Source organism: Salinarimonas chemoclinalis, from assembly GCF_041514305.1.
GTDB classification, from domain to species: domain Bacteria; phylum Pseudomonadota; class Alphaproteobacteria; order Rhizobiales; family Beijerinckiaceae; genus Salinarimonas; species Salinarimonas chemoclinalis.
Map to the genome: position 1 here is coordinate 220,653 of NZ_JBGMWH010000003.1, position 23,365 is coordinate 244,017.

At 72.1% G+C, this 23,365-nt stretch carries 26 protein-coding genes; 17 read left to right on the forward strand and 9 right to left on the reverse strand.

Going from position 1 to position 23,365, the window contains the following annotated elements; genetic code table 11:
* Nucleotides 1-315 precede the first annotated feature (315 nt).
* On the reverse strand, nucleotides 316-1,725 hold the full coding sequence (gene glnA, locus AB9M23_RS08245) for a type I glutamate--ammonia ligase (protein WP_372424041.1): 1,410 nt from the start codon (nucleotides 1,723-1,725) through the stop codon (nucleotides 316-318).
* Nucleotides 1,726-1,818: 93 nt separating this feature from the next.
* The gene (locus AB9M23_RS08250; RefSeq protein WP_372424042.1) at nucleotides 1,819-2,157 is read right to left on the reverse strand and encodes a P-II family nitrogen regulator; all 339 of its coding nucleotides are present in this window, start codon (nucleotides 2,155-2,157) and stop codon (nucleotides 1,819-1,821) included.
* Between the two features lie 223 nt (nucleotides 2,158-2,380).
* Between AB9M23_RS08250 and AB9M23_RS08255 the strand changes: the two genes are divergently transcribed.
* A complete protein-coding gene (locus tag AB9M23_RS08255) occupies nucleotides 2,381-3,874 on the forward strand; it encodes an NAD(P)H-hydrate dehydratase (RefSeq protein ID WP_372424043.1) in 1,494 nt (497 codons plus the stop codon).
* A gap of 36 nt (nucleotides 3,875-3,910) precedes the next feature.
* Here AB9M23_RS08255 and AB9M23_RS08260 read toward each other — a convergent pair whose 3' ends face one another.
* The gene (locus AB9M23_RS08260) at nucleotides 3,911-4,120 is read right to left on the reverse strand and encodes a hypothetical protein (RefSeq protein WP_372424044.1); all 210 of its coding nucleotides are present in this window, start codon (nucleotides 4,118-4,120) and stop codon (nucleotides 3,911-3,913) included.
* A 264-nt stretch (nucleotides 4,121-4,384) separates the two neighbouring features.
* Here AB9M23_RS08260 and rpmI point away from each other — a divergent pair, with 264 nt between their 5' ends.
* The 3 genes from rpmI (at nucleotide 4,385) to AB9M23_RS08275 (ending at nucleotide 5,357) form a co-directional block, all read left to right on the forward strand.
* On the forward strand, nucleotides 4,385-4,585 hold the full coding sequence (rpmI, locus tag AB9M23_RS08265) for a 50S ribosomal protein L35 (protein WP_372424045.1): 201 nt from the start codon (nucleotides 4,385-4,387) through the stop codon (nucleotides 4,583-4,585).
* Between the two features lie 43 nt (nucleotides 4,586-4,628).
* Nucleotides 4,629-5,009 carry a 50S ribosomal protein L20 gene (gene rplT / locus AB9M23_RS08270; protein WP_372424046.1) on the forward strand — a complete coding sequence of 127 codons (381 nt, stop codon included), beginning with the start codon at nucleotides 4,629-4,631 and terminating at the stop codon, nucleotides 5,007-5,009.
* A gap of 114 nt (nucleotides 5,010-5,123) precedes the next feature.
* A complete protein-coding gene (locus AB9M23_RS08275) occupies nucleotides 5,124-5,357 on the forward strand; it encodes a hypothetical protein (protein ID WP_372424047.1) in 234 nt (77 codons plus the stop codon).
* Nucleotides 5,358-5,426: 69 nt separating this feature from the next.
* On the opposite strand, the gene AB9M23_RS08280 is transcribed toward AB9M23_RS08275, so the two are convergent.
* Entirely contained in the window at nucleotides 5,427-6,404 is a 978-nt protein-coding gene (locus AB9M23_RS08280) for a bifunctional riboflavin kinase/FAD synthetase (protein WP_372424048.1), read from the reverse strand.
* A gap of 84 nt (nucleotides 6,405-6,488) precedes the next feature.
* Nucleotides 6,489-6,959, reverse strand: a complete 471-nt coding sequence (locus AB9M23_RS08285) for a MaoC family dehydratase (RefSeq protein WP_372424049.1) — start codon at nucleotides 6,957-6,959, stop codon at nucleotides 6,489-6,491.
* Between the two features lie 241 nt (nucleotides 6,960-7,200).
* On the opposite strand from AB9M23_RS08285, the gene AB9M23_RS08290 reads away from it, so the two are divergent.
* Nucleotides 7,201-7,584: a response regulator gene (locus AB9M23_RS08290; RefSeq protein ID WP_029030313.1), complete on the forward strand. Its 384-nt coding sequence runs from the start codon at nucleotides 7,201-7,203 to the stop codon at nucleotides 7,582-7,584.
* A 78-nt stretch (nucleotides 7,585-7,662) separates the two neighbouring features.
* The gene (locus AB9M23_RS08295) at nucleotides 7,663-8,238 is read left to right on the forward strand and encodes a protein phosphatase CheZ (RefSeq protein ID WP_372424051.1); all 576 of its coding nucleotides are present in this window, start codon (nucleotides 7,663-7,665) and stop codon (nucleotides 8,236-8,238) included.
* 12 nt (nucleotides 8,239-8,250) lie between these two features.
* Here AB9M23_RS08295 and AB9M23_RS08300 read toward each other — a convergent pair whose 3' ends face one another.
* On the reverse strand, nucleotides 8,251-9,063 hold the full coding sequence (locus tag AB9M23_RS08300; RefSeq protein ID WP_372424052.1) for a Crp/Fnr family transcriptional regulator: 813 nt from the start codon (nucleotides 9,061-9,063) through the stop codon (nucleotides 8,251-8,253).
* Nucleotides 9,064-9,269: 206 nt separating this feature from the next.
* On the opposite strand from AB9M23_RS08300, the gene AB9M23_RS08305 reads away from it, so the two are divergent.
* Nucleotides 9,270-10,304 (forward strand): sensor histidine kinase, encoded by a 1,035-nt coding sequence (locus AB9M23_RS08305; protein WP_372424053.1) that lies wholly within the window; start codon nucleotides 9,270-9,272, stop codon nucleotides 10,302-10,304.
* Between the two features lie 42 nt (nucleotides 10,305-10,346).
* On the opposite strand, the gene AB9M23_RS08310 is transcribed toward AB9M23_RS08305, so the two are convergent.
* Entirely contained in the window at nucleotides 10,347-10,502 is a 156-nt protein-coding gene (locus AB9M23_RS08310; RefSeq protein WP_372424054.1) for a PIN domain-containing protein, read from the reverse strand.
* A gap of 182 nt (nucleotides 10,503-10,684) precedes the next feature.
* On the opposite strand from AB9M23_RS08310, the gene AB9M23_RS08315 reads away from it, so the two are divergent.
* From AB9M23_RS08315 to fliI, 4 genes are read left to right on the forward strand one after another with little or no spacing between them, the layout of a single operon-like run.
* Entirely contained in the window at nucleotides 10,685-11,464 is a 780-nt protein-coding gene (locus tag AB9M23_RS08315) for a DUF1217 domain-containing protein (protein WP_372424055.1), read from the forward strand.
* Between the two features lie 35 nt (nucleotides 11,465-11,499).
* Entirely contained in the window at nucleotides 11,500-12,231 is a 732-nt protein-coding gene (flgF, locus tag AB9M23_RS08320; RefSeq protein ID WP_372424056.1) for a flagellar basal-body rod protein FlgF, read from the forward strand.
* Nucleotides 12,231-12,767 carry a hypothetical protein gene (locus AB9M23_RS08325; RefSeq protein WP_372424057.1) on the forward strand — a complete coding sequence of 179 codons (537 nt, stop codon included), beginning with the start codon at nucleotides 12,231-12,233 and terminating at the stop codon, nucleotides 12,765-12,767. The genes flgF and AB9M23_RS08325 overlap by 1 nt, the downstream gene beginning before the upstream one ends.
* A complete protein-coding gene (gene fliI, locus AB9M23_RS08330) occupies nucleotides 12,764-14,107 on the forward strand; it encodes a flagellar protein export ATPase FliI (RefSeq protein WP_372424058.1) in 1,344 nt (447 codons plus the stop codon). The genes AB9M23_RS08325 and fliI overlap by 4 nt, the downstream gene beginning before the upstream one ends.
* A 79-nt stretch (nucleotides 14,108-14,186) precedes the next feature.
* Here fliI and ahcY read toward each other — a convergent pair whose 3' ends face one another.
* Nucleotides 14,187-15,587: an adenosylhomocysteinase gene (gene ahcY, locus AB9M23_RS08335; RefSeq protein ID WP_372424059.1), complete on the reverse strand. Its 1,401-nt coding sequence runs from the start codon at nucleotides 15,585-15,587 to the stop codon at nucleotides 14,187-14,189.
* A gap of 237 nt (nucleotides 15,588-15,824) precedes the next feature.
* On the opposite strand from ahcY, the gene AB9M23_RS08340 reads away from it, so the two are divergent.
* The 6 genes from AB9M23_RS08340 to AB9M23_RS08365 all read left to right on the forward strand — a co-directional run bounded on the left by AB9M23_RS08340 (nucleotide 15,825) and on the right by AB9M23_RS08365 (nucleotide 21,105).
* The gene (locus tag AB9M23_RS08340; protein WP_372424060.1) at nucleotides 15,825-16,787 is read left to right on the forward strand and encodes an acetyl-CoA carboxylase carboxyltransferase subunit alpha; all 963 of its coding nucleotides are present in this window, start codon (nucleotides 15,825-15,827) and stop codon (nucleotides 16,785-16,787) included.
* A gap of 155 nt (nucleotides 16,788-16,942) precedes the next feature.
* The gene (locus AB9M23_RS08345; RefSeq protein WP_372424061.1) at nucleotides 16,943-18,256 is read left to right on the forward strand and encodes a hypothetical protein; all 1,314 of its coding nucleotides are present in this window, start codon (nucleotides 16,943-16,945) and stop codon (nucleotides 18,254-18,256) included.
* A 71-nt stretch (nucleotides 18,257-18,327) separates the two neighbouring features.
* Nucleotides 18,328-19,035, forward strand: coding sequence for a transglycosylase SLT domain-containing protein (locus tag AB9M23_RS08350; RefSeq protein WP_372424062.1), 708 nt, complete (start codon nucleotides 18,328-18,330; stop codon nucleotides 19,033-19,035).
* A 147-nt stretch (nucleotides 19,036-19,182) separates the two neighbouring features.
* Nucleotides 19,183-19,335, forward strand: coding sequence for a hypothetical protein (locus tag AB9M23_RS08355; RefSeq protein ID WP_372424063.1), 153 nt, complete (start codon nucleotides 19,183-19,185; stop codon nucleotides 19,333-19,335).
* Complete coding sequence (locus AB9M23_RS08360; protein WP_372424064.1) at nucleotides 19,304-19,777, forward strand: hypothetical protein; 474 nt, start codon at nucleotides 19,304-19,306, stop codon at nucleotides 19,775-19,777. The genes AB9M23_RS08355 and AB9M23_RS08360 overlap by 32 nt, the downstream gene beginning before the upstream one ends.
* Nucleotides 19,778-19,890: 113 nt before the next feature.
* Nucleotides 19,891-21,105: a multidrug effflux MFS transporter gene (locus AB9M23_RS08365; protein ID WP_372424065.1), complete on the forward strand. Its 1,215-nt coding sequence runs from the start codon at nucleotides 19,891-19,893 to the stop codon at nucleotides 21,103-21,105.
* Here the strand turns inward: AB9M23_RS08365 and AB9M23_RS08370 are convergent.
* Nucleotides 21,099-23,300 (reverse strand): transglycosylase domain-containing protein, encoded by a 2,202-nt coding sequence (locus AB9M23_RS08370; protein ID WP_372424066.1) that lies wholly within the window; start codon nucleotides 23,298-23,300, stop codon nucleotides 21,099-21,101. The two genes, AB9M23_RS08365 and AB9M23_RS08370, sit on opposite strands and share 7 nt — an antisense overlap.
* Nucleotides 23,301-23,365: the final 65 nt, after the last annotated feature.

Sequence of the window (23,365 nt, forward strand, 5' to 3'; positions counted from 1 at the left end):
AGCAGGCCGCCGGCGGGCGGGTGACGTCCCCGCGCTCGCGCCGAATGCGAATCGACGCGCGGGGCGTGCGGCGCGCTCCCCTCGTGGCCGGGAGCGAAAGCGCGTCGCGCCCGGGTAAGGTGGCGCGTCGCGCGGTTCGTTTCAAGCGCGACCCGCCGATCCCCCACAGCCTGCACGGGAGATCCGATCGCGTCCGTGCGAGGGGCTCGCGAGCGGCCCGCCGCCCCGAAACGCGCGGAGCCGGGACGCGTCGCGCCCCGGCTCCGGATGTCCCGTCGAGACGACGCCGCGCGCGCGGCGTGCCCGGCGCTCGGATCAGACCGAGTAGTACATCACGTACTCGACCGGGTGCGGGGTGTGCTCGAACTTGATGACGTCCTGCATCTTCAGCTCGATGTAGGAATCGATCTGGTCGTCGTCGAACACGCCGCCGGCCTTGAGGAAGGCGCGGTCCTTGTCGAGGGCGGCGAGCGCCTCGCGCAGCGACCCGCACACGGTCGGGATCTTCTTGAGCTCGCGCGGCGGCAGGTCGTAGAGGTCCTTGTCCATCGCCGCGCCGGGGTCGATCTTGTTGAGGATGCCGTCGAGGCCGGCCATCAGCAGCGCCGCGAAGGCGAGGTAGGGGTTCGCCGTCGGGTCGGGGAAGCGCACCTCGACGCGCTTGGCCTTCGGCGAGGTCGTCCACGGAATGCGGCAGGACGCCGAGCGGTTGCGCGAGGAATAGGCGAGCAGCACCGGTGCCTCGAAGCCCGGCACGAGACGCTTGTAGGAGTTCGTCGACGGGTTGGTGAAGGCGTTGATCGCCTTGGCGTGCTTGATGATGCCGCCGATGTACCAGAGGCACTCCTGGCTGAGGTCGGCGTACTTGTCCCCGGCGAAGAGCGGCTTGCCGTCCTTCCAGATCGACTGGTGGACGTGCATGCCCGAGCCGTTGTCGCCGTAGACGGGCTTGGGCATGAAGGTCGCCGACTTGCCGAACGAGGCCGCGACGTTGTGGATGCAGTACTTGTACACCTGCATCTGGTCGGCCATGTGCACCAGCGTGTCGAACTTCATGCCGAGCTCGTGCTGGGCCGAGGCCACCTCGTGGTGGTGCTTCTCGACCTTGACGCCCATCTCGGCCATGGCCGCGAGCATCTCCGAGCGCATGTCCTGCCCCGAATCCAGCGGCGGCACGGGGAAGTAGCCGCCCTTGATCGGGATGCGATGGCCCATGTTGCCGCCTTCGTAGGAGCGCATGCCGTTGGTGGGCAGCTCCGTCGCGTCGACCTGGAAGGAGACGTTGTAGGGGTCGGCGGCGAACTTCACGTCGTCGAACACGAAGAACTCGGCCTCGGGGCCGACGAACACCGTGTCGCCGATGCCGGTCGACTTGAGGAAGGCCTCGGCCTTCTTGGCGGTGCCGCGCGGGTCGCGGCCGTAGGGCTCGCCGGAGGCCGGCTCGAGCACGTCGCAGACGATCGACATCGTCGTCGCCGAGAAGAACGGGTCGATGCAGGCCGTCTCGGGGGCCGGCATCAGCGTCATGTCGGACTCGTTGATCGCCTTCCAGCCGGCGATCGAGGAGCCGTCGAACATGATGCCGTCGGCGAAGGTGTCCTCGTCCACGAAGGTGACGTCGAAGGTGACGTGCTGCCACTTGCCCTTCGGATCGGTGAAGCGGAAGTCGACGTACTTGACGTCGTTGTCCTTGATCGCCTTGAGCACGTCGTTGGCGGTCTGCATGTCCGGGTAGTCCTCTCGTACGGGGTCTTCAGGGCGGGATCTTCATCCGCGGTCCTGGACGGCCGCGGTTCTCGTCGAAGCGGGCGGGGCGGGTCAGATCGCGTCCGACCCGGTCTCGCCGGTGCGGATGCGGATCGCCTCGTCCACCGTCGATACAAAAATCTTGCCATCGCCGATGCGCCCGGTCTGCGCCGCCTTGCGGATGGCGTCGACGGCCTTCTCCACCAGGTCGTCGGCGAGGACGATCTCGAGCTTCACCTTGGGGAGGAAGTCGACGACGTACTCGGCACCCCGGTAGAGCTCCGTGTGCCCCTTCTGCCGCCCGAAGCCCTTGGCCTCGATGACGGTGATGCCCTGCAGCCCGACGTCCTGGAGCGCTTCCTTCACCTCGTCGAGCTTGAACGGCTTGATGATCGCCTCGATCTTTCGCATGTCGGCTTCGCCCTCGGTCGTCGCTGTCGTGCCGGCGCGGGCTGCGCGTCCGCGCCTCATCTCTTATCATCACCGCGGGAAAGCCGAGCAAGGGATGCTGATCGCTTTTGCGGCTGGTGTTGCACAAATTCCGGGCGAATGCTCACGGGACAGGCGGAATATGGAGGTGCTGCGCCGGCGGGCGCTCCACCGCGAGCGGATACGAGGCAGGGGACGGCCAAAAATGATGCATCATCTCCTCGACACGGCCGGCATGCGCGAGGCCGACCGGCGCACCATCGCCGCGGGCCGGCCCGGCATCGCGCTGATGGAAGCCGCCGGCGCGGCGGTCGCGGACGCGGCGGCGGGCTTCGTCGCGGCCGGCGCGCGCGTGCTCGTCGCCTGCGGACCCGGGAACAACGGCGGCGACGGCTTCGTCGCGGCGCGCGTCCTCGCCGAACGCGGCTTCGCGGTCACCGTGGCGCTGCTCGGCGAGCGTGCACGACTCGCCGGAGACGCGGCGACGGCGGCCTCCCGCTGGACCGGCCCGAACGTGGCGCTCGCCGGGGCCGACCCGGGCGCGTTCGACCTCGTGATCGACGCCCTCCTCGGGGCGGGCCTCGACCGCGACGTCGACGGGGCGGCCGCCGCGTTCCTCGATCGGCTGGCGGGCGCCGGCGTCCCGGTCCTCGCCGTCGACGTCCCGTCGGGCCTCGACGGCGACACCGGCCGGGTGCGCGGCACCGCCTGCCCGGCGACGCTCACCGTCGGCTTCGCGCGGCGCAAGCCCGGTCACCTGCTGATGCCGGGACGCGCGCTGTGCGGGCGCCTCGTCGTCGCCGACATCGGCATCCCCGACGCCGTGATCGCCGGGCTCGCGCCGCGGACCTTCGCCGACGAGGAGGCGCTGTGGCGCGCCGCCTTCCCGCGCCCGGCTCTCGACGCGCACAAGTACGCGCGCGGGCACGCGCTCGTGCTCTCCGGCCCCGCCGACACGACCGGCGCGGCGCGGCTCGTGGCGCGCGGAGCGCTGCGGATCGGGGCCGGCGCGGTGACGGTGGGCTCCCCGCGCGACGCGCTCGCCGTGAACGCCGCCCACCTCACCGCGATCATGCTGCGGCCGTGCGACGACGCCGGCGATCTGGCGGGCCTGCTCGAGGACGCGCGCCTGAACGTCCTCGCGCTCGGGCCGGGCCTGGGGCGGGAGCGCGCGCGGGCGCTCGTCGAGGCGGCGGCGGGGGCGGCGCACGCGGCGGATCGCGCGCTCGTCCTCGACGCGGACGTGCTCACCGCCTTCGCGGGCGAGCACGACGCGCTGGCGGCGCTCTGCGCGCGGACGGGCGCCGCGGTGGCGACGCCGCACGCGGGCGAGTTCGCCGAGCTGTTCTCGCGATGCCAGGAGACCCGCGACGCGCCCTCCAAGCTCGCCGCCGCCCGGGCCGGGGCGGCGGCGCTCGGCATCGTCCTGGTCGACAAGGGCCCGGACACGGTGATCGCGGCTCCGGACGGCCGCGCCGCGATCAACGCCGGCGGCACGCCCCACCTGGCGACGGCGGGCTCCGGCGACGTGCTGGCCGGCTTCGTCGCCGGGCTCCTCGCGCAGGGCATGCCCGCGTTCGAGGCCGCCTGCGCGGCGGTGTGGCTGCACGGCCGCGCCGGCGCGCGCGTCGGCCCGGGGCTGATCGCGGAGGACCTGCCGGAGATGCTCCCGGCGCTGCTCGGGGAGGTGCTGGGGTGAGAACCTCGGCCGACCGGCCTTCCGATCGTCGGTGTCCTACATCGTCGGCGTCTCGCCGCCGACACCCGGGCGCCCGGGCACCACGTCGGGCTCGGCGCCGCGGGTCTTGCCGGGGTCGGTCAGCTCGGGGTCGTCCACCGGGTAGGGCGGCGGGCCGCGGCGACCGGGCGGCGCGTCCTCGCCGGGGGCGTGCGTCGGCGTCTTCTCGTGCTCGCGTGGGGCGTCGTCGGGCGTCTTCTCGGCCATGAGGGGTCTCCGTGTCGCGATCGTCGCGGGTCGTGGAGAGACAAGGCGGCGGCGGACGGCGGGTTCCGATCGCGGCCGGGCCCGGGCGGACGGCCGGCGGAGGACCTTGCACGCGCCCCGGATTCGTGCAATGTCCCGCGCCTCATCGACCGGCCCGGCGAAAGGGCTGCCGTGGCTGGTCGAGACGCTCACACGAGACGGGCGGGCGGCGCGGCCTTCCTCCGGGGAGGCGAGAGACGCCGTGCGCGACAGGAGACGAGCCAAATGCCCAAGATGAAGACGAAGTCGAGCGCCAAGAAGCGCTTCAAGGTTTCCGGTACCGGCAAGGTCATCCGCACCCAGGCGAACAAGCAGCACGGGATGATCAAGCGCACGAAGAAGCAGATTCGCGACCAGCGCGGCACGGCCGTGATGTTCGAGGGCGACGCGAAGTTCGTGAAGCGCTACTTCATTCCCTACGCCTGATCCCGAAATCCTGCCGCACATTACGAACACCGGAGACTGAACCATGGCCCGCGTCAAGCGCGGCGTGACCGCTCACGCCAAGCACAAGAAGGTCCTGAAGGCCGCCAAGGGCTTCTACGGCCGCCGCAAGAACACCATCCGCACCGCGAAGGCTGCCGTCGATCGCTCGATGCAGTACGCCTACCGCGACCGCAAGAACAAGAAGCGCACCTTCCGCGCGCTGTGGATCCAGCGCCTCAACGCCGCGGTCCGCGAGCACGGCCTGACCTACTCGCGCTTCATCGACGGCCTCAACAAGGCCGGCATCGAGGTGGACCGCAAGGTCCTCTCCGACATCGCCATCCACGAGCCCGGCGCCTTCGCCGCCCTCGTCGAGAAGGCCAAGGGCGCGCTGCCGGCGCCGGCCGAGGCCCAGGCCGCCTGATCGGGGCGTTTCGCTTCTCGGTTGTTACGGAGCGCGTGGGGCGACCCACGCGCTCTTCTTCGTTGACCTACGCGAAGTGCCGGCCTATGCTTCTTCGTGTAGGAAGGTAGACGCATGAGCAACCAGGACAGCATCATCCTGCCGATGTTGCGCGAGATCCGCGGGGTTCTCCAGACCCACGGGGAACTGCTGCGGGAGTTGCGCGCCCGCGTCTCTCATCTGGAGCACCAGGGCGCGACGTCTTTCGCCAAGATGGACCGCATCGAGGATCGCCTCGATCGCATCGAGCGACGTCTCGAGATCGTCGAGCCCGGCGTCTCCGAAGGCGACCAGCCGCCGCCGCGGTGAGCGCGGCCGGAGACGCCGCTCGCCGGGAAACGTCGAACGGCCCCACCATCCGCGCGGCGCGCGGACTCCTCAGAGCATCGAGTCGAGCCCGTCCCGCGCCGCCAGCATCTCCTTCGCGCGGGCGCTGTCGCGGTCCATCTGCGCGATCAGCGCCTGCGCACTCTCGAAGCGCTCCTCGCCGCGGATGAAGCCCGCGAACTCGACGCCGACCGTCTTGCCGTAGAGGTCGCCGGTGAAGTCGAACACGAAGGTCTCGAGCAGGGGCGCGCCGTCGTCGAAGGTCGGGCGGCGGCCGAAGCTCGCGACGCCGTCGCGCACCACGCCGTCGGCGGACAACCGCACCGCGTAGATGCCGTGGGCGAGGCCGCAGCCTTCGGCGAGCGCCATGTTGGCCGTGGGATAGCCCAGCGTGCGCCCGCGCTTGTCGCCGTGGCGGACCTCGCCCAGCACGAACCAACGGTAGCCGAGCAGCGCGTTCGCCCGCGCGACGTCGCCCGCGGCGAGCGCCGCGCGGATGGCTGAGGAGGAGACCGGCGCGCCCGCCTCCTCGACCACGGGGACGACGTCGCAGCCGATGCCCCGCTCGGCGCACAGCCGCGTCAGCACCGCCGGCGTGCCCGCTCGGCCCTTGCCGAAGTGGAAGTCGTAGCCGACGACCACGCCCGAGGCGTCGAGCGCGCCGACGAGGAGCTCGTCGACGAAGGCCTCGGGGCTCATGCCCGCGAGCCCGGCGTCGAAGGCGCGCACGTGCACGGCGTCGACCCCGACGCGGGCGAGCACCCGCTCCTTCTCCGCCCGCGGCGTGATGCGGAAGAACGGCTCGCCGCGCGAGAAGAAGGCGCGCGGGTGCGGCTCGAAGGTCAGCACCGCCGTCCCGACGCCACGCGCGGCGGCCTTCTCGCGGGCGTCGGCGAGGAGCGTGCGGTGCCCGCGGTGGACGCCGTCGAAATTGCCGATGACGACCACGGGGCCGCGGCGGCCGGGCGCGGGGTCGACATGCGTCGTGGAGACGGAAGGCGGGGAGGCTTGGGGAGGCGATCCGGTCATGGGCGCACGAAGTGCGTCAGCCGCGCGCACAAATCAAGCGCGAACCCGCCCGCCGGCCGCGCGGCGCGCGGTCGGCCGGGCGCGTCAGCGCCGTGCGCGGCTAGGCACCGCGACCCACGCCTCGCCCTCGAGCACCGGGCGATTGTCGACCCGCGCCTCGCAGAACAGCCGCGCCCGGCGGCGCTCGGGGACGAGCTCGACGATCTCGACGGTGGCGCAGACCACGTCGCCGATGCGCACCGGCGCCAGGAACTGGAGCGATTGCGACAGGTAGACCGCGCCGGGCCCCGGCAGGCGGGTGCCGAGGATCGCCGAGATCAGGCTCGCGGTGAACATGCCGTGTGCGATGCGCTGGCCGAAGCGCGTGGCCTGCGCGTAGCGCTCGCACAGGTGGATCGGGTTGGTGTCCCCCGAGATCTCCGCGAAGCGCGCGAGATCGGCCTCCATCACGGTGCGCATGAGCGTCGCGTGGGCGCCGAGCGACAGGTCCTCATAGTAGAGGACGGGAAACGTCTGCGTGTCCTCGGGCGCCCGGGCGAGTGCGTTGGCGGCCATCGTTCTGTCCTCCTCGCGATGCCCCGAAGAATAGAGCGCATCGGCAACGCGCATCCATGAGACTTTGGTCCCGTCGAACCGAAGTCGCACGTCGCGGCCCGGGGCGCTCGGGCGATTAACCGCTTCGCAACACGGCCCGGGTTAGAAGGCGAGCATCGGCGTCCCCCGCGGAGGCCGCCTCGATCACCGTCTTCTCGCCGCCCGGAAAGAGGCGGCGGCTCGCGAAACCGGAGCTTGGGACATGGCCCTCGACCTCAAGATGCCGATCCTCGTCGTCGACGATTATCAGACGATGGTCCGCATCATCCGTAACCTCCTCAAGCAGCTCGGGTTCGAGGACGTCGACGACGCGTCCGACGGCACCGCCGCGCTCGCCAAGCTCAAGGAGAAGAAGTACGGCCTCGTCATCTCCGACTGGAACATGGAGCCGATGACGGGCTACGAGCTGCTGCGCCACGTCCGCTCGGACGAGGCGCTGCGCGTCACGCCCTTCATCATGGTCACCGCCGAGTCGAAGACGGAGAACGTCATCGCGGCGAAGAAGGCCGGCGTGAACAACTACATCGTCAAGCCCTTCAACGCGCAGACGCTCAAGGCCAAGATCGAGGCCGTCTGCGGGTCCTGATCCCGGCGCCCCCCGCGGTCCCGCGGCGCACGCCGCGGGGTCCGCCGTCCACGAACGAGAACAGCGAAAGGTGGCGGCATGGCGACGGCATCCGCGCAGCGCATGCGCACGAGCACGAGACCCCGCGGCGCGTTGATCGACCCGGACGGGATCGACCTCAAGATGGTCGCCCGCGAGCTGGAGGCGGTGGCGGACTACGTCACCAACATCAAGCGCGAGATCGGCGCGCTGCGCGCCAACGAACTCTACCGGGCGCGCCTGCCCGTCGCGCACGACGAGCTCGGCAACGTGGTCGACGCGACGCAGTCGGCGACGAACACGATCATGGCCGCCGCCGAGGAGATCCTCGGCTCGGCGGAGGACGACTTCGAGACCTACCGCGCCTTCGTCCAGGACAAGGTGACGCAGATCTTCGAGGCCTGCTCCTTCCAGGACATCACCGGCCAGCGCATCAACAAGGTGGTCGACGAGCTCGCCCAGGTCGAGAAGCGCCTCTCGCGCTTCGCGGCGGCGGTGAACATGCGCGACCAGGCCGCGCAGGTCGACCCGGAGGACGCCGCCAAGCAGGCCCGCAAGGAGGCGCTCATTCTCAACGGCCCGCAGACCGCGGACCTGGCGGTCAGCCAGGACGACATCGACGCCCTGTTCGGCTGATCGCAGCGCCCGTCAGCCGACCGCCTCGGCGAGGCGTGGGCGCGTTGGCGCGACCTCCTGCGGGTAGACGCCCGCCAGAACCTCGTCGAAGTGCTTGCGCACCAGCGCGTTGCAGCCGCACGCGCCCATCGCCAACCGGCCGCGGTCCACGATCTCGATGCGTCCCCGCGAGACCCGCACCGCCCCGCGCTCGCGCAGCACGCGGACCACGCGGCTGAGATAGCTGCGCCCCACGCCGAGCATGGCGGCGAGCTGCTCCTGCGTCATCGGGATAGAGGCCTCGCCCGTGCGCTCCTCGGCCGCCAGCAGCCACTTGGCGGCGCGCTGCTCGAGCGTGTGTGCGGCGTTGCAGGCCACCGACTGGAACACCTGCGCGATCAGGCAATCGGCGTAGCGGGCGAAGAGGTCCGCGATGCCCGGCGAGCCGCGCTTGGCGGCGTCGAGCGCGGTCACCGGCAGGCGCAGGAAGCGGCCGGGATGCTGCACGATCGCCCGCGCGTAGGCCGGCAGCCGGCCGCGGCTGACGATGCCGCCCACCGCGCCCTCCCGGCCGATCAGCACCGTCTCCACCGCCCGCCCGTCGGCGAGCGGCACCAGGAAGGAGGCGAGGCTCGCCGCGCAGGGAAAATAGACGTGGGCGACGTCGTCCCCGGGCTCGTAGAGGATCTCGTCGCGCCCGCCCTCCCAGACCTCGAGATGCGGCACGATCCGCGCGAGGTCCTCGTGGCGCAGCGCGCGCAGGAGGTTGTTGCCTTCCACGTGGGCGGGAAGGGTGTTGGTCTGGCCCGTGACGAGCATGGCTTCGGCCTCGGCTCTGGTCTCCATCGCGGCGTCAACGCCCAAGCTCGGCCGTGGTTCGATCCCCGCGGACGCTGCCGGGATCTCGGTGGTCGCGGGCCCGGAGTGTGCACTTGTGCGCTGACATCCCGTCGCGCCCAGCCTAGGCAGGAAGTCTCACGCACGTCCGGCGGCGCGCGCCGCGACGCCCGACCACGAGAGCGCGTCCCAGCGGCGCGCGGAGATCGTCCGCGATGCCCGCCGCCGTAGCCGCCCCCGCCCCCCCGCTCCTGCGCCTGTTCGACGCCACCGCCGGGCTGCGCGCGCGCCCCGCGATCGGCTACGCGGTCGCCACGATCGGCTTCCTCGTGGCGCTCGGCCTGCGGATCGCGATCGGGGACGCGCTCGTCGGCTATCCCTACGTGACGTTCTTCCCCGTCGTGGTGATCGCGACCTTCCTGGGCGGGGTCGGTCCCGGCATCTTCGCGGCGGTGCTCGGCGGCCTCACCGCCTGGTGGCTGTTCATCCCGCCCTTCCGTTCGTTCGCTCTCCTGTGGCCGGAGACGGTGATCGCGCTGGCCTTCTACGTGCTCGTCGTCGGGGTCGAGATCCTGCTCATCCACGTGATGGACGTCTCCCTGCGCCGCCTCGCCGCCGAGGAGGCCCGCGCCCGGGCGCTGCTCGACGCGCAGCGCACGCTGTTCCACGAGCTTCAGCACCGCGTCTCGAACAACATGGCCTTCGTCGCCGCGCTGCTCACTCTCCAGCGCCGCCACGTCGGCGGCCATCCCGCCGCCCTCGCGGCCCTCGACGCCGCCCGCGCGCGGCTCGACGTGATGGGCCGCATCCACCGGCGGCTCTACGATCCCGAGGTGGCGCAGGGCGGGCTCGACCGCATCCTCTCCGACCTGTGCGGCGACGTCGTCGCGGCCGCGGGCGCGACACGGGTCGTCTGCACGGTGCGCACGGCGCCCGTCGAGATCGCGCATCATCGCCTCGTGACGCTCTCCCTGGTGGTGACGGAACTCCTCACCAACGCGCTAAAGCACGCCTATGCGCCGGATGCGCCGGGAGCGGTCGACCTGTCGCTCGAGGTCGAGCCGGACGGCCGCGTGCGGCTCGTGATCGCCGACGACGGGCGCGAGCTCCCCGAGGGCTTCGAGCAGGAGACCCGCCAGGGCCTGGGCATGCGCATCGTCGGCGAACTCGCCCGCCAGCTCGACGCCACCATCGCCTGGGAGCGCCGCCCGCGGGGGACGGCGGTGGTGGTGAGGTTCCCGGCGGGGTAGGGGGCGAGGGGGTTCGATGACGGCACGCGCGCCGCGCGCACGTCACCGGCGCGCGATGCGCTGCTCCGGTGGTAGCGCGACGAACCCCACGCGTTTCAACCGTTCGAGAGCCCGCACGTCGAAGCTGGTGACGATCTCGGCTCCCATCTCCAGCCCGATCGTCGCGATCGCGGCATCGGCGAAGTCGTAGCCGCGCAACAGACCCTCACCTCTCGCCGGCCCAGCCCGCCTCGGCGATTTCCCGAAACTCCTCGATCGTCGGCGCACGTTCGCCGTCGCGCTTCAGCGCGACGCTCGAGAGCAGCGCCTCCAGCCCCGCGCAAGCCTCTCCCCCGATCCTCGTGTCACGAGAGGCGCCGGCATCGGCGCGAGGAGGCCCCATGCTGGCGACGGCCCTGTCCTACCGGCTCGTGGCGAGCGACCTGCCGCGCTCGCTGGAGCGCACCGCCCAGACGCCCCAGGCGGCGCGGGAGATCGAGTACTACCGGGAGAAGATCGGGCAGGTGAAGTCCATGGAGGACTTCCTCGCCGACGATCGCCTGTTCTCCTTCGCGATGAAGGCCCACGGCCTCTCCGACATGACCTACGCCAAGGGCTTCATGAGGAAGGCGCTGGAGGAGGGGATCGATTCCCGCGACGCCTTCGCCATGAAGCTCGTCGACCGGCGCTACCGCGACTTCGTCGAGGCCTTCAACTTCAAGCGCTACGGCGAGACGACGACGATCTTCTCCCGCGCCGTGCAGGGCACGATCGACAAGTACGTCCGCCAGACGCTCGAGGAGACGCAAGGCGCGCAGAACGAGGGCGTGCGCCTCGCGCTCTACTTCGAGCGCAAGGCCTCCGGCCTGACGAGCCCCTACCAGATCCTGGCCGATCCGGCGCTCGCGCAGGTGGTGCGCACGGCGCTCGGCCTGCCCGACTCGATGCAGAGCATGGACATCGACAAGCAGGCGCGCCTGATCGAGAGCCGCCTCGACCTCGAGGACCTGAAGGACCCGGACGCACTCTCGAAGTTCCTCGAGCGGTTCGCCGCCCTGTGGGACGTCGCGAACCCTCCGGTGGCGCCGCAGGTGCCGACGATCCTCTTCGGCCAGCCGGTCACCGCGCAGATCGGCTCGGACGTGCTGATGAGCCTGCAATCCATCCGGCTCGGACGCTGACGGCGCTCCGGGAAGAAGAGGCCAGGGGACCCGCCATGCAGCCCTCCATCTACGTCGCCCTCTCCGGCCAGGTGGCGCTCGAGCGCCGCATGGAGACGATCGCGCGCAACGTCGCCAACATGTCCACCGTCGGCTACCGCGCCGACGAGGTGACCTTCGAGCAACTGCTCTCCACCGCCGGCAAGGACCCGGTCGCCTTCGCCTCGGCGGGGGAGACCTTCGTGTCGCGCAACGCGGGCGGGCTGCAGCAGACGGGCAACCTCCTCGACTTCGCGGTGGACGGTGACGCCTTCTTCGCCTTCGAGGGCCCCAACGGCCCGGTCTACACCCGCGACGGGCGCTTCTCGATGAACGCGAACGGCGAACTCGTCACCACCGCCGGCTACCGCGTGCTCGACGTCGGCGGCGCGCCGATCCAGCTCGACGCCGACGCCGGCCCGCCGGCGGCCTCGCGCGACGGCATGCTCCAGCAGAACGGCGTGCAGGTCGGCGCCATCGGGCTGTTCTCCATCCCCGAGGCGGCGCGGCTCGGGCGCTTCGAGAATTCCGGCGTCGTGCCCGACCTGCCCGCCGAGCCGGTGCTCGACTTCGTGGGCAACGGCGTGGCGCAGGGCTACGTCGAGGGCGCCAACGTCAACCCCGTGCTCGAGATGACGCGGCTCGTCATGGTCTCGCGCGCCTTCGACGCGGTGTCGAAGACGATCGAGCAGTCCGAGCGCACGCAGTCGAGCGCGATCCGCACGCTCGGCGGCGAGGGCGGCGCCTGATGAGCGAGGTCGTCGTCCCGCTCTCCGGCCCGCCCCCCGGGCTGGCGATGGATGCGCAGGCGCACGCGCGCATCGGCCGTCTCGAGGCCGCGCGCGAGGCGCTGCGGCTCGCGCGCACGCCGCCGCCGCCGCTCCCCGCCGGGAACGTCCCGATCCCGCCCTCCTTCGAGGAGGCGCTGATCGCCCGCGCGCTGCATGCCGCGGCGAACGCGCCGCCGCCGCCGCCGATCCCGCCGCCGCCGCAGACGCCCGCGGACGCCTCCATCGACCTGTGGGCGAGCGAGGACATGCCCGCCCTGCGCGGCGCGGCGGCCACCGACACCGCCGCGGCCGCCCCACTCGCCGCCGTCGATCCGCGCGACGCCTGGTCGCCCCCGCCGGAGGCCCCGGCCTCGGAGCCCGTCGTGGTCGACCCCGCGCGCCTCGCCGCCGACCCGCGCAGCGTCTTCCCGGCCGAGGTGATCGAGGCCCTGCGCGCGCGCCACCTCGGCGACCTGCCCCTCAGGGCGCCCGCGGGCGGGGCGGACACGCCGTGAGCCCGCCGCCCCCCGCCAATGCTCTCGACCGGCTCGCCGACGCCGTCGGCCGCGCCGCCCGCGAGGTGCCCCTCGTCGCCGAGGGCGGCGTCGTCGCCGCCGTGGCGCCCGGGCACTACCGCGTCGGCGGCCTCTCGCCCTTCCTGAAGCTCGGCGAGCGGGTCGCGATCCCAGGCGCCGACGGTCCGCGGATCGGCGAGGTGGTGCGCATCGATGCCGAGGGCGCCACCGTCAAGCCCTTCGAGGGCGCCATCGACGCCCGGCTCGAGACCCGCGCCTGGCGGATGGAGCCGGTCTCGCTCCAGCCCGATGCGACCTGGAAGGGTCGGGTCGTCGACGCGCTCGGCCGCCCGATCGACGGGCGTGGCCCCCTGCGGCACGGCGCGGACGTCGTCCACCCCTTCCGCGAGCCGCCGCCGGCGATGCGCCGCGCCCGGGTGGGCGGGCACTTCCGCACCGGCGTGCGGGCCATCGACCTGTTCACGCCCTTGTGCGCCGGCCAGCGCATCGGCGTCTTCGCGGGCTCGGGGGTGGGCAAGTCGACGCTGATCTCGATGCTCGCCGCCGCGCAGGCCGTCGACACCGTGGTGATCGCGCTCGTCGGCGAGCGCGGGCGCGAGGTGCGGGAATTCCTGGAGGAGACGCTCGGGCACGATCGCGACAAGGCGGTGATGGTGGTCTCCACCAGCGACGAGAGCCCGATGATGCGCCGGCTCGCGCCCAACACCGCGATGGCGGTCGCCGAGTTCTTCCGGGATCGCGGCGAGCACGTGCTGCTCATCGCCGACAGCGTCACCCGCTACGCCCATGCCGCCCGCGACGTGGCGCTCGCCGCCGGCGAGCCCGCGGTCTCGCGGGGCTATCCGCCGAGCGTGTTCTCCGACCTGCCGCGGCTGCTCGAGCGCGCCGGGCCGGGCTTCGAGGGGACCGGGGGCACGATCACGGGCGTCTTCTCGGTGCTCGTCGACGGCGACGACCACAACGACCCCGTCGCCGACGCGATCCGCGGCACGCTCGACGGCCACATCGTGCTCGAGCGCTGGATCGCCGACCGCGGCCGCTATCCGGCGATGAACCCGCTCACCTCGATCTCGCGGCTCGCCCGCAAGGTCTGGTCGCCCGACGAGCAGGCGCTGGTGCGCTCCTTCTGCGCGCTGATCGCCCGCTTCGAGGAGACCCGCGACCTGCGCCTGATGGGCGCCTACCAGGCCGGCGCCGACGCCGACCTCGACCGCGCGGTGGCGATCGTGCCGAAGCTCTACGACGCGCTGAGGCAGGACCCGTCCTCGCCCAAGAGCGAGGATCCGTATCGGGAGCTGGCGGTGCTCTTGAAGGGGTGAGCGGGGGCCGGTCCGCACGAGAAAGCCCGGCGGACTGCGCATCCGCCGGGCTGCTCGCGTTCCGCGTAGGGGCGCCGCCTCAGTACCGATAATGCTCCGGCTTGAACGGGCCGGCCTCCTTCACGCCGATGTAATCGGCCTGATCCGGGCGCAGCTTTGAGAGCTTGGCGCCGATCTTCTCGAGGTGGAGCATGGCCACCTTCTCGTCGAGGTGCTTGGGCAGCACGTAGACCTGGTTCTCGTACTTGCCCGTGTTCTGCCACAGCTCGATCTGCGCGAGCGTCTGGTTGGTGAACGAGGCGGACATCACGAAGGACGGGTGACCCATGGCGTTGCCGAGGTTCACCAGTCGGCCCTCGGAGAGCAGGATCATGCGCTTGCCGTCGGGGAACTCGATCTCGTCGACCTGCGGCTTGATGTTGGTCCACTTGTAGTTCCGCAGGGCCTGGACCTGGATCTCGTTGTCGAAGTGGCCGATGTTGCAGACGATCGCGCGGTCCTTCATGGCCCGCATGTGGTCGGCGGTGATGACGTCCTTGTTGCCCGTGGCGGTGACGAAGATGTCGGCGCGCGGGGCGGCGTCCTCCATCGTCACGACCTCGTAGCCCTCCATGGCTGCCTGGAGCGCGCAGATCGGATCGACCTCGGACACCATCACGCGGCAGCCGGCCTGGCGCAGCGAGGCGGCCGAGCCCTTGCCGACGTCGCCGTAGCCGGCGACCATGGCGAGCTTGCCGGCCATCATCACGTCCGTGCCGCGGCGGATGCCGTCGACGAGGGACTCGCGGCAGCCGTACAGGTTGTCGAACTTCGACTTCGTCACCGAGTCGTTCACGTTGATGGCGGGGAAGAGCAGCTTGCCTTCCTTGGCCATGATGTAGAGCCGGTGCACGCCCGTCGTCGTCTCCTCGGAGACGCCCTTGATCGAGGCGGCGAGCGCGTTGAACCAGCCCTTCGGCTTCTCGGCGAGCAGGCGGCGGATCAGCGCGAAGAGGATCTCCTCTTCCTCGGAACCCGGCTTGTCGAGGAAGGCGACGTCCCCGTCCTCGGCGCGCTTGCCGAGGTGGACGAGCATGGTGGCGTCGCCGCCGTCGTCGAGGATCATGTTGGGCATGCCGCCGCCGTGCCAGTCGAACAGCTTGGCGGTGTAGTCCCAGTAGTCCGTCAGGCTCTCGCCCTTCCAGGCGAAGACCGGGATGCCGGCGGCGGCGATGGCCGCGGCGGCGTGGTCCTGCGTCGAGTAGATGTTGCACGACACCCAGCGCACGTCCGCGCCGAGCGCCTTCAGCGTCTCGATCAGGACCGCCGTCTGGATGGTCATGTGCAGCGAGCCGGCGATGCGCGCGCCCTTCAGGGGCTGCGACGGGCCGTACTCCTCGCGCGTGGCCATGAGGCCCGGCATCTCGGTCTCGGCGATGGAGATCTCCTTGCGGCCCCAGTCGGCGAGCGAGATGTCCTTGACGATGTAGTCCTGCGCCATCGGTCGGTGTCCCTCGATGTGTGTGTCGGATGCGGATCTCGGATGCGGATCTCGGCGTCTCGCGATGCCATAGCAGACCGCGGGAGGAATGGCAATCAACATATAAACATGTCTTTATGTCCTTGTTGCGGCGACGGGCGTGCGCCTTGACTTCCCCGGACGTTGCGAGCAGTGTCCGCGCGCCTCGCGGGGGGCCGCCACGGCCCCGTGTCCCGCCCGTCCCATCACCGCGGTTCGATGCGCACCTATCTCGATTTCGAAAAGCCCGTCGCCGAGCTCGAAGCCAAGCTCGAGGAGCTGCGCGCGCTCGGCGCGGAGCGCGACGCCGTCGCGATCTCCGACGACATCGCGCGGCTCGAGGCCAAGGCGGCGGAGGCGCTGGCGGGGCTCTACGCGGCGCTGACGCCCTGGCAGAAGACGCTGGTCGCGCGCCATCCCCAGCGGCCGCACTTCTCGGACTACGTGCGCGGCCTCGTCGACGAGTTCACGCCGATCGCCGGCGACCGCAAGTTCGGCGAGGACGAGGCCATCGTCGGCGGCTTCGGGCGCTTCCGCGGCCAGCCGGTCTGCGTCATCGGCCAGGAGAAGGGCTCGGACACGCGCGCGCGCATCCGGCACAATTTCGGCATGGCCCGCCCGGAGGGCTACCGCAAGGCCGTGCGCATCATGGAGCTCGCCGACCGCTTCGGCCTGCCGGTGATCGCCTTCGTCGACACGGCGGGCGCCTACCCGGGCATCGACGCCGAGGAGCGCGGCCAGGCGGAGGCGATCGCGCGCTCCACCGAGGCCTGCCTCGCGCTCGGCGTGGCCAACGTCGCCGTCGTCATCGGCGAGGGCGGCTCGGGCGGCGCCATCGCGCTCGCCACCGCGAGCCGGGTGCTGATGCTCGAGCACGCCATCTATTCCGTGATCTCGCCGGAGGGCGCCGCCTCGATCCTGTGGCGCGACGCCGGGCGCGCGCAGGACGCCGCGACCGCGATGAAGATCACCGCGCAGGACCTGCTCCGGCTCGGCGTCATCGACGCGATCGTGCGCGAGCCCGTCGGCGGCGCGCATCGCGACGCCGCCGCGGTGATGGAGGCGACCGGCAACGCCGTCGCCGCCGCGCTGGCCGAGCTCGCACCGCTCTCGCCGGACGCGGTGCGCGCCGCGCGGGCGGACAAGTTCCTCGCCATCGGCCGCAAGCTCAAGCTGGGGTAACGATTCGTTCACCATACGTGAAGACTGCGCCCGCGAGGGGTGGTCTTGCGGTAAGGCTCGCGTAAGGCTAACGATCCTACGGTGCGGGGGACGAACGGCGCGCGCGACGCGCCGACGACGAGGTGCGCCGACGGGCGCGAGGAAGTGGGGACCCCATGGTGAGAAGAGCCGCTCTCGTGGCCGCGATGGCGCTGGCGCTGGCCGCCTGCCAGGAGCGCACCGTCTCGTCGAACAAGCATCTCCAGCCGATCCCGCCGCAGACGCTCGCGCTGATGGCCTCGAAGGGCATGGACCAGGACGACCCGATTCTGGTGCGGGTCTTCAAGATGGAATCCGAACTCGAGGTCTGGAAGAAGGGCCGGGACGGGCGCTACGCGCTCCTCGACACCTACCCGATCTGCCGCTGGTCGGGCCAGCTGGGCCCGAAGATCCGCGAGGGCGACCGCCAGGCGCCGGAGGGATTCTACGCCGTCTCGCCGGCGCTGATGAACCCGAACTCGAGCTTCTACCTCTCCTTCAACACCGGCTTCCCCAACGCCTACGACCGCACGCACGGGCGCACCGGCTCGCACCTGATGGTGCACGGCTCGTGCACCTCGCGCGGCTGCTTCGCCATGACGGACGAGGCGATCGCCGAGGTCTACGCGCTCGCCCGCGAGGCCTTCGAGGGCGGCCAGCGCGCCTTCCAGTTCCAGTCCTACCCGTTCCGCATGACGCCCGAGAACCTCGCCCAGTCGCGCTACGACCCCAACATCGCCTTCTGGCGCAACCTCAAGGAAGGCTGGGACCATTTCGAGGTGACGCGCCTCGAGCCGTCGGTCGAGGTCTGCGGCGGGCGCTACTCCTTCGGCACGCAGAACTGCACGCCGGTCGACCCGACGGTGACGGCGATGGTGCGCCAGCGGGCCCAGGCGGACGAGATCGAGGTCGCGCGGCTGATCGAGGCGGGCAAGCCGGCGGTACGGGTGGTCTACGAGGACGGCGGCGGCCATCCCTCCTTCGGGCTCGCCACCGCCCGCCAGACGGACGTGTCGAGCGCCACCGCCTTCGCCGCGCTCGACGCCGGGCGCAACCGCAACGACGATCGCCTCGGCGTCGTCAGCCGGCCGGAGGCGCTCGCCGCCGGGCCGCGGCTGGTGCCGGTCGATTCCCGCGGGCGTCCGCTCGAGGAGGCGACGCCGACCGCCGTCGCCGTCCAGACCCGGCCCGCGGCGCCCGCCGCCGCTCCGGTGGCGACGGCGAGCGTGCCGACGTCCGCCCCGGCGACGGCTGCGGCGACGCCCGCGGAGCCCCGCGAGCCGTTCTACGCCCGCATGCTCGGCGGCCTGTTCTCGACCCTGCCGCTCGGCGGCGCGCCCGCCTCGCGCGACCCGGCGACGACGGCGCCCGTGCCGCCGCAGCGCGGCGCGTCGGTCGCGCCGGGCACGCAGCCGCTGTGGCCGTCCTCGGGCTATTCCTCGCTCGACTGATCCGGCGCCCCAGAGCGTCCGCAATCTCCGCCTACCCTCCCGGGAGCCGATCGCTTCCGGGAGGGTTTTTCATGCGTTCCGTGCGCCTCGTCGCCACGCTGCTCGGCGCCGCGCTCGGCGTCGCGTCGGCGATGCCGCCGGCCGTCGCCCTCGACCTGCCCGCGCCGCCGCCCGCCGCCTCGCCGCCCACCACCGAGGACGTGCTCGCGGCGACGCTGGAGGAGGCGTTCGCGGCGAAGGGCCGGGAGGTGCACCTCGCGCTCGTCGACGCGGAGGCGCAGCGCAACGGCATCCCCGTCGCGCTCGCCGAGGCGGTGGTCACGGTCGAGAGCGCCTGGGACCCGGCGGCGCTCGGCGCGCTCGACGAGGTCGGCCTGATGCAGGTGCGCCCCGGCACCGCCGCCATGCTGGGCTTCGGCGGGAGCGTCGCGGCGTTGCGCCTGCCCGCGGTCAACGTGCGCTACGGCGTGCGTTACCTGGCGCAGGCCTGGCGCCTCGCCGACGGCGACCTCTGCACCGCGCTGATGAAGTACCGCGCCGGCCACGGCGAGACGCGCATGAGCGCGCGCTCGGTGGCGTATTGCGTGCGCGCCATCGCCCACCTGAAGGAGATCGGCTCGCCGCTCGCCGACGCCGAGGTCCCGCAGGCGGTCGCCGTCGCCCGGCGCGGCGGCGGCGTGGGCGGGGGCTACGACGCCGCGCTGTGGCGGCGCCACCAGGAGCGCATGCGGGCGATCGAGAGCCGCCTGCCGAGCTCGGCCTTGTCGATCGCGCGCTGAGGTTGACGATCGCCAATCGATACGTCATGAATGAACACGAGTAGACGGAATACGCGCAGCAGGGAGACGTCGATGCGGATGAGGAGGCAGCCCAGCATTCCGAGACCGGCGTTGTTCTCCGCCGATCGCGGTGCGGGACGCGGTCGCGTGCTGCTGCCGGACGGGCGCCTCGCGACGCATCTCGACGAGATCGCCTCCCGGCGGCTGCTGGACGTCGCTGGGCGCGAGGTCGGTCGCGCCATCGCGGAGATCGAAAGAGGGAGCTTCGATGTCGTCCGCGAGCGCCACGACGCGGCCTGACCTTCCTGACGACGGCTACTACAATCCGACCTTCGAGACCCTGGATGCCATGGCCGCGAACCCAGCGGCCGCTGCGCTCGCGTACTACCTCTACAAGAGCGGCAAACGGCAAAGGGTGACGCAGTTCCGCCGCGCTCACGGGCGGGCACCGTCGGAAGCGGACCTGCGCTCGCACGCCGCAACGCAGACGGACGAGGTCCTGCGGTCCTATCTCGCCAGGGCCGGCCAGATCCTCAATGCGGTCGGCGAGACGGCCATCGCGGAAGCGGAGCCCCACATCCTCCGACGGGCACTGCAGGGTCGCAATTGGGCCTCGTTCTGGGTCTCGCTCGCCGCGACCTTCGTCTTCACGGGCATTCTGGCGGCCGTCGTGGGTATCGCCGCGATCATGGGGTTCGGGCTGCCGATCAGTTTCTCGGTCGGACCGGAGCTCGCGCGTTGACGAGAGGTTCCGCCTCCGTCCTGCGCACCCACGCCCCCTGACCGACGCCCGGTCCCGACGCCCCTGCCCAGCCCGCGCGAGACAGCCGCCGCGCGAGGCTGTACAGCGAAGGCATGCGCCCCACCCGCTTCCTCCTGCGCCCCGACACGCTCGGCCTCACCGCCACGCTCGCGATGCTCACCTCGCTGGGGCCGCTGTCGACGGACATGTACCTGCCGGCGCTGCCGGCGATCGCCCGGGCGCTCGACGCCACCACGCCGCAGACGCAGGCGACCCTGTCGGCCTTCCTCGTCGGCTTCGCCTGCGGGCAGTTCCTCTACGGGCCGCTGTCGGACCGGATGGGCCGGAAGCCGCTCCTGGCCGCGGGCCTCGCGCTCTTCCTCGTGGCGACGATCGCGTGCGCGCTGGCGCCGACGATCGAGGCGCTCTCGGCGGCGCGCTTCGTGCAGGCGCTGGGCGCATCGGGGCCGATCGTGCTGGCGCGCGCCATCGTGCGGGATCTCTACGACGGGCCGCGGGCGGGGCGCGAACTCTCGCGCATGGGCACGATCATGGGCCTCGTGCCGGCGATCGCGCCGATCCTCGGCGGCCTGATCTTCGCCGCGCTGGGCTGGCGGGCGATCTTCGGCGCGAGCGCCGCGGGCGCGCTCGCGCTCGCCGTCGTCGTCGCCCTCGCTCTGCCCGAGACGCTGCGCGCGCGCGACCCGACGCCGCTCTCGGTGGTCTCGATCCTGCGCGGCTTCCGCGACCTCCTGCGCCACCCGACCTACCGGGTCTACGTCGCGCTCAACACGCTGACCTACTCGGGCCTGTTCGCCTTCATCTCGGGCTCCAGCTTCGTGCTCCAGGGCATCTACGGCCTCTCGGAGCTCGCCTTCGCCTTCTCCTTCGCGACGATGGTCGTCGGCTACATCGGCGGCACGATCCTGGCGCAGCGGCTCGTGCCGGGCCGCGGGCTCGACGGCACGATCGTCGTGGGCCTCGCCGCGCAGGCGGCCGGCGGCGTGGCGATGCTGGCGCTCGCGCTCGCCGGCACCGGCTCGTCGCTCGAGATCACGCTGCCGATGGCGCTCTACGCTGTGGGCGTGGGGCTCACCATGCCGCAATCCATGGCCGCCGCGATGCAGCCCTTCCCGGAGCGGGCCGGCGCGGCGTCCTCCTTGATGGGCATCTGCCAGATGTCGATCGCGGCGATCGTCGGCATCGGGCTCGGCGCCGCCGTGGCGACGACGCCGCTCGCCCTGCCGGGCGCCGTCGCCGCGCTCGGGCTGATGGGCTGCGGCGTCTTCGTGCTCTCGCGCGGCGCACGCCGGGCCGCGCCTCAGTAGATCCCGAAGATCCGCTCGATGAAGCCGGGCTCGGTCGGGCGCTGCCAATCGGAGTTCTCATTCGCCGGCGGCGCCGCCGGCGCCTGGGCGATCGGCGCGTTCCACAGCGGGGCCGGCCCCTGCCAGACGCCACCGCCGGGCAGCGCCACCGGCGTCTCGCCGGAGAGCGCCGCCTCCATCGTGCGGCTCCACACCATCACGGGCAGGTTTCCGCCCGACGCCCGGCGCGTCGGCGTGCCGTCGTCGTTGCCGATCCAGACGCCGGTGACGAGCGCGCCGGTGTAGCCGACGAACCAGGCGTCGCGGAACTCCTGGCTCGTGCCGGTCTTGCCCGCTCCGGCCCAGCCGGGCAGCGCGGCACGCCGGGCGGTGCCCATGGTGAAGGTCTCGTGCATCATGGCGTTCATCATCGCCACGTGCTCGGGCTCGATCACGCGTCCGAGCGAGAGGTCGCCGCGACGGTAGAGCACCGGCCCCTCGGCGGAATGGATCTCCGAGATGACGTAGGGAATCACCCCCTCTCCGCCGTTGGCGAAGGCGGCGAAGGCGCCGGTGAGCTCGAGCGGCGTCACCTCGGACGTCCCGAGCGCGATCGAGGCGTTGGGATCCATCGGGGAGGCGATGCCCAGCCGCTGGGCCACGCGCACGACCTCGCGCGGCCCGACCTCTGCGGCGAGCTGCGCGGCGATCGTGTTGAGCGACAGAGCCAGCGCCTCGCGCAGCCGCACCGGCCCGCGGAAATCGCGCGAGAAGTTCTCCGGCGACCAATTGCCGATCGTCACCGGGCGGTCCTCGCGGATCGTGTCCGGCGTCAGGCCCGCCTCCAGCGCGGCGAGGTAGACGAACGGCTTGAAGGCGGAGCCCGGCTGGCGCCTGGCCTGGGTGGCGCGGTTGAACTGGCTCGCCCGGTAGTCCTTGCCGCCGACGAGCGCGACGATGGCGCCGTCCGGCCGCATCGTCACGACCGCGCCCTGCGAGACCCCGAAGGTGCCGCCCTCCTCCGCGAGCGTGGCGCCCAGCGCCCGCTCCGCCGCAGCCTGCACCCGGGGCACGATCGTGGTCATGACCACGATGTCCTCCTCCACCGTGCCGACGAAGTCGTCGAGCACGTCCATGATGTAGTCGGCCGCGTAGTTCGCCGTGCCGCTGCCCTCCGGCCGAACCGCCTCGGCCGGGCGCGAGAGCGCGGTGACGAGGGCCGTCTCGCCGATCAGCCCCTCCTCGCGCATGGCCCGCAGAACGACCTCGGCGCGGGCCTTGGCGCCCGCGGGGTTGCGCGTGGGCGCGAGCCGCGAGGGCTGCTGCACGAGGCCCGCCAGCATCGCCGCCTCCGAGAGCGTCACGTCCCGCGCGGACTTGTCGAAGTAGCGCCGCGCCGCCGCCTCGACGCCGTAGGCGCCGGCGCCGAAATAGACGCGGTTCATGTACAATTCGAGAATCTCGGCCTTGGAGTAGGTCCGCTCCAGCCACAGCGCCAGGATCGCCTCCTGGATCTTGCGCGAGATCGTCCGCTCCTGGGTCAGGAACAGGTTCTTGGCGAGCTGCTGGGTCAGCGTGGAGCCGCCGTGCAGGCCGCTGTCCCCGCGCAGGTTCGTCACGAGCGCGCGGGCGACGCCCTGCGGGTCGACGCCCCAGTGCGACCAGAAGCGCCGGTCCTCGATCGCCACGAAGGCGGCGGGCAGATGGTCCGGCAGCTCCTCGTAGGGCACGTTCGAGCCGCCGGTCTCGCCGCGGTTGGCGAGCAGCGTGCCGTCGGCGGCGAGGACCGCGATGTTGGGCGGGCGCTTGGGAACCTGGAGCTGGTCGATCGGCGGCAATTGGGTGGCGTGCCAGGCGACCACGCCCGCCACCGCGATCATCGCCCAGATGCCGAGCACGAAGGTCGAGTAGACGAGGTGGCCCAGCAGCGAGCGCCGCCGGCGCGGCCGCCCGCCGCGGCCGCGGCCCGATCCGCCGCGCGAGGCGGGCCGGCCGCCGGCGCGGACCGGCGCGGCGGCGCCGCGACGGGGCGGGGCCTTCACGGCGCTCGCCGAGGACGGCTTGGCGCCGCTGCGGCCGCGGGCGGGCTTTCGGGCCATCTCGTTGCCTCCTCCGGCGCGGTCGCGCGGGGAGAGACGGATGTCGAGCGCGTCCGCCGTCGGCATGTCGAAGGTCGGCTCGCGCCGCCCCCGCCGTCCTCGGTCGAATTCGTCCATGCCGCCCTCGCGTCTCGCGGGCACGGCGCGACGCGCCGCCCCCGTGTGCGGACCTCGTCAAAGGG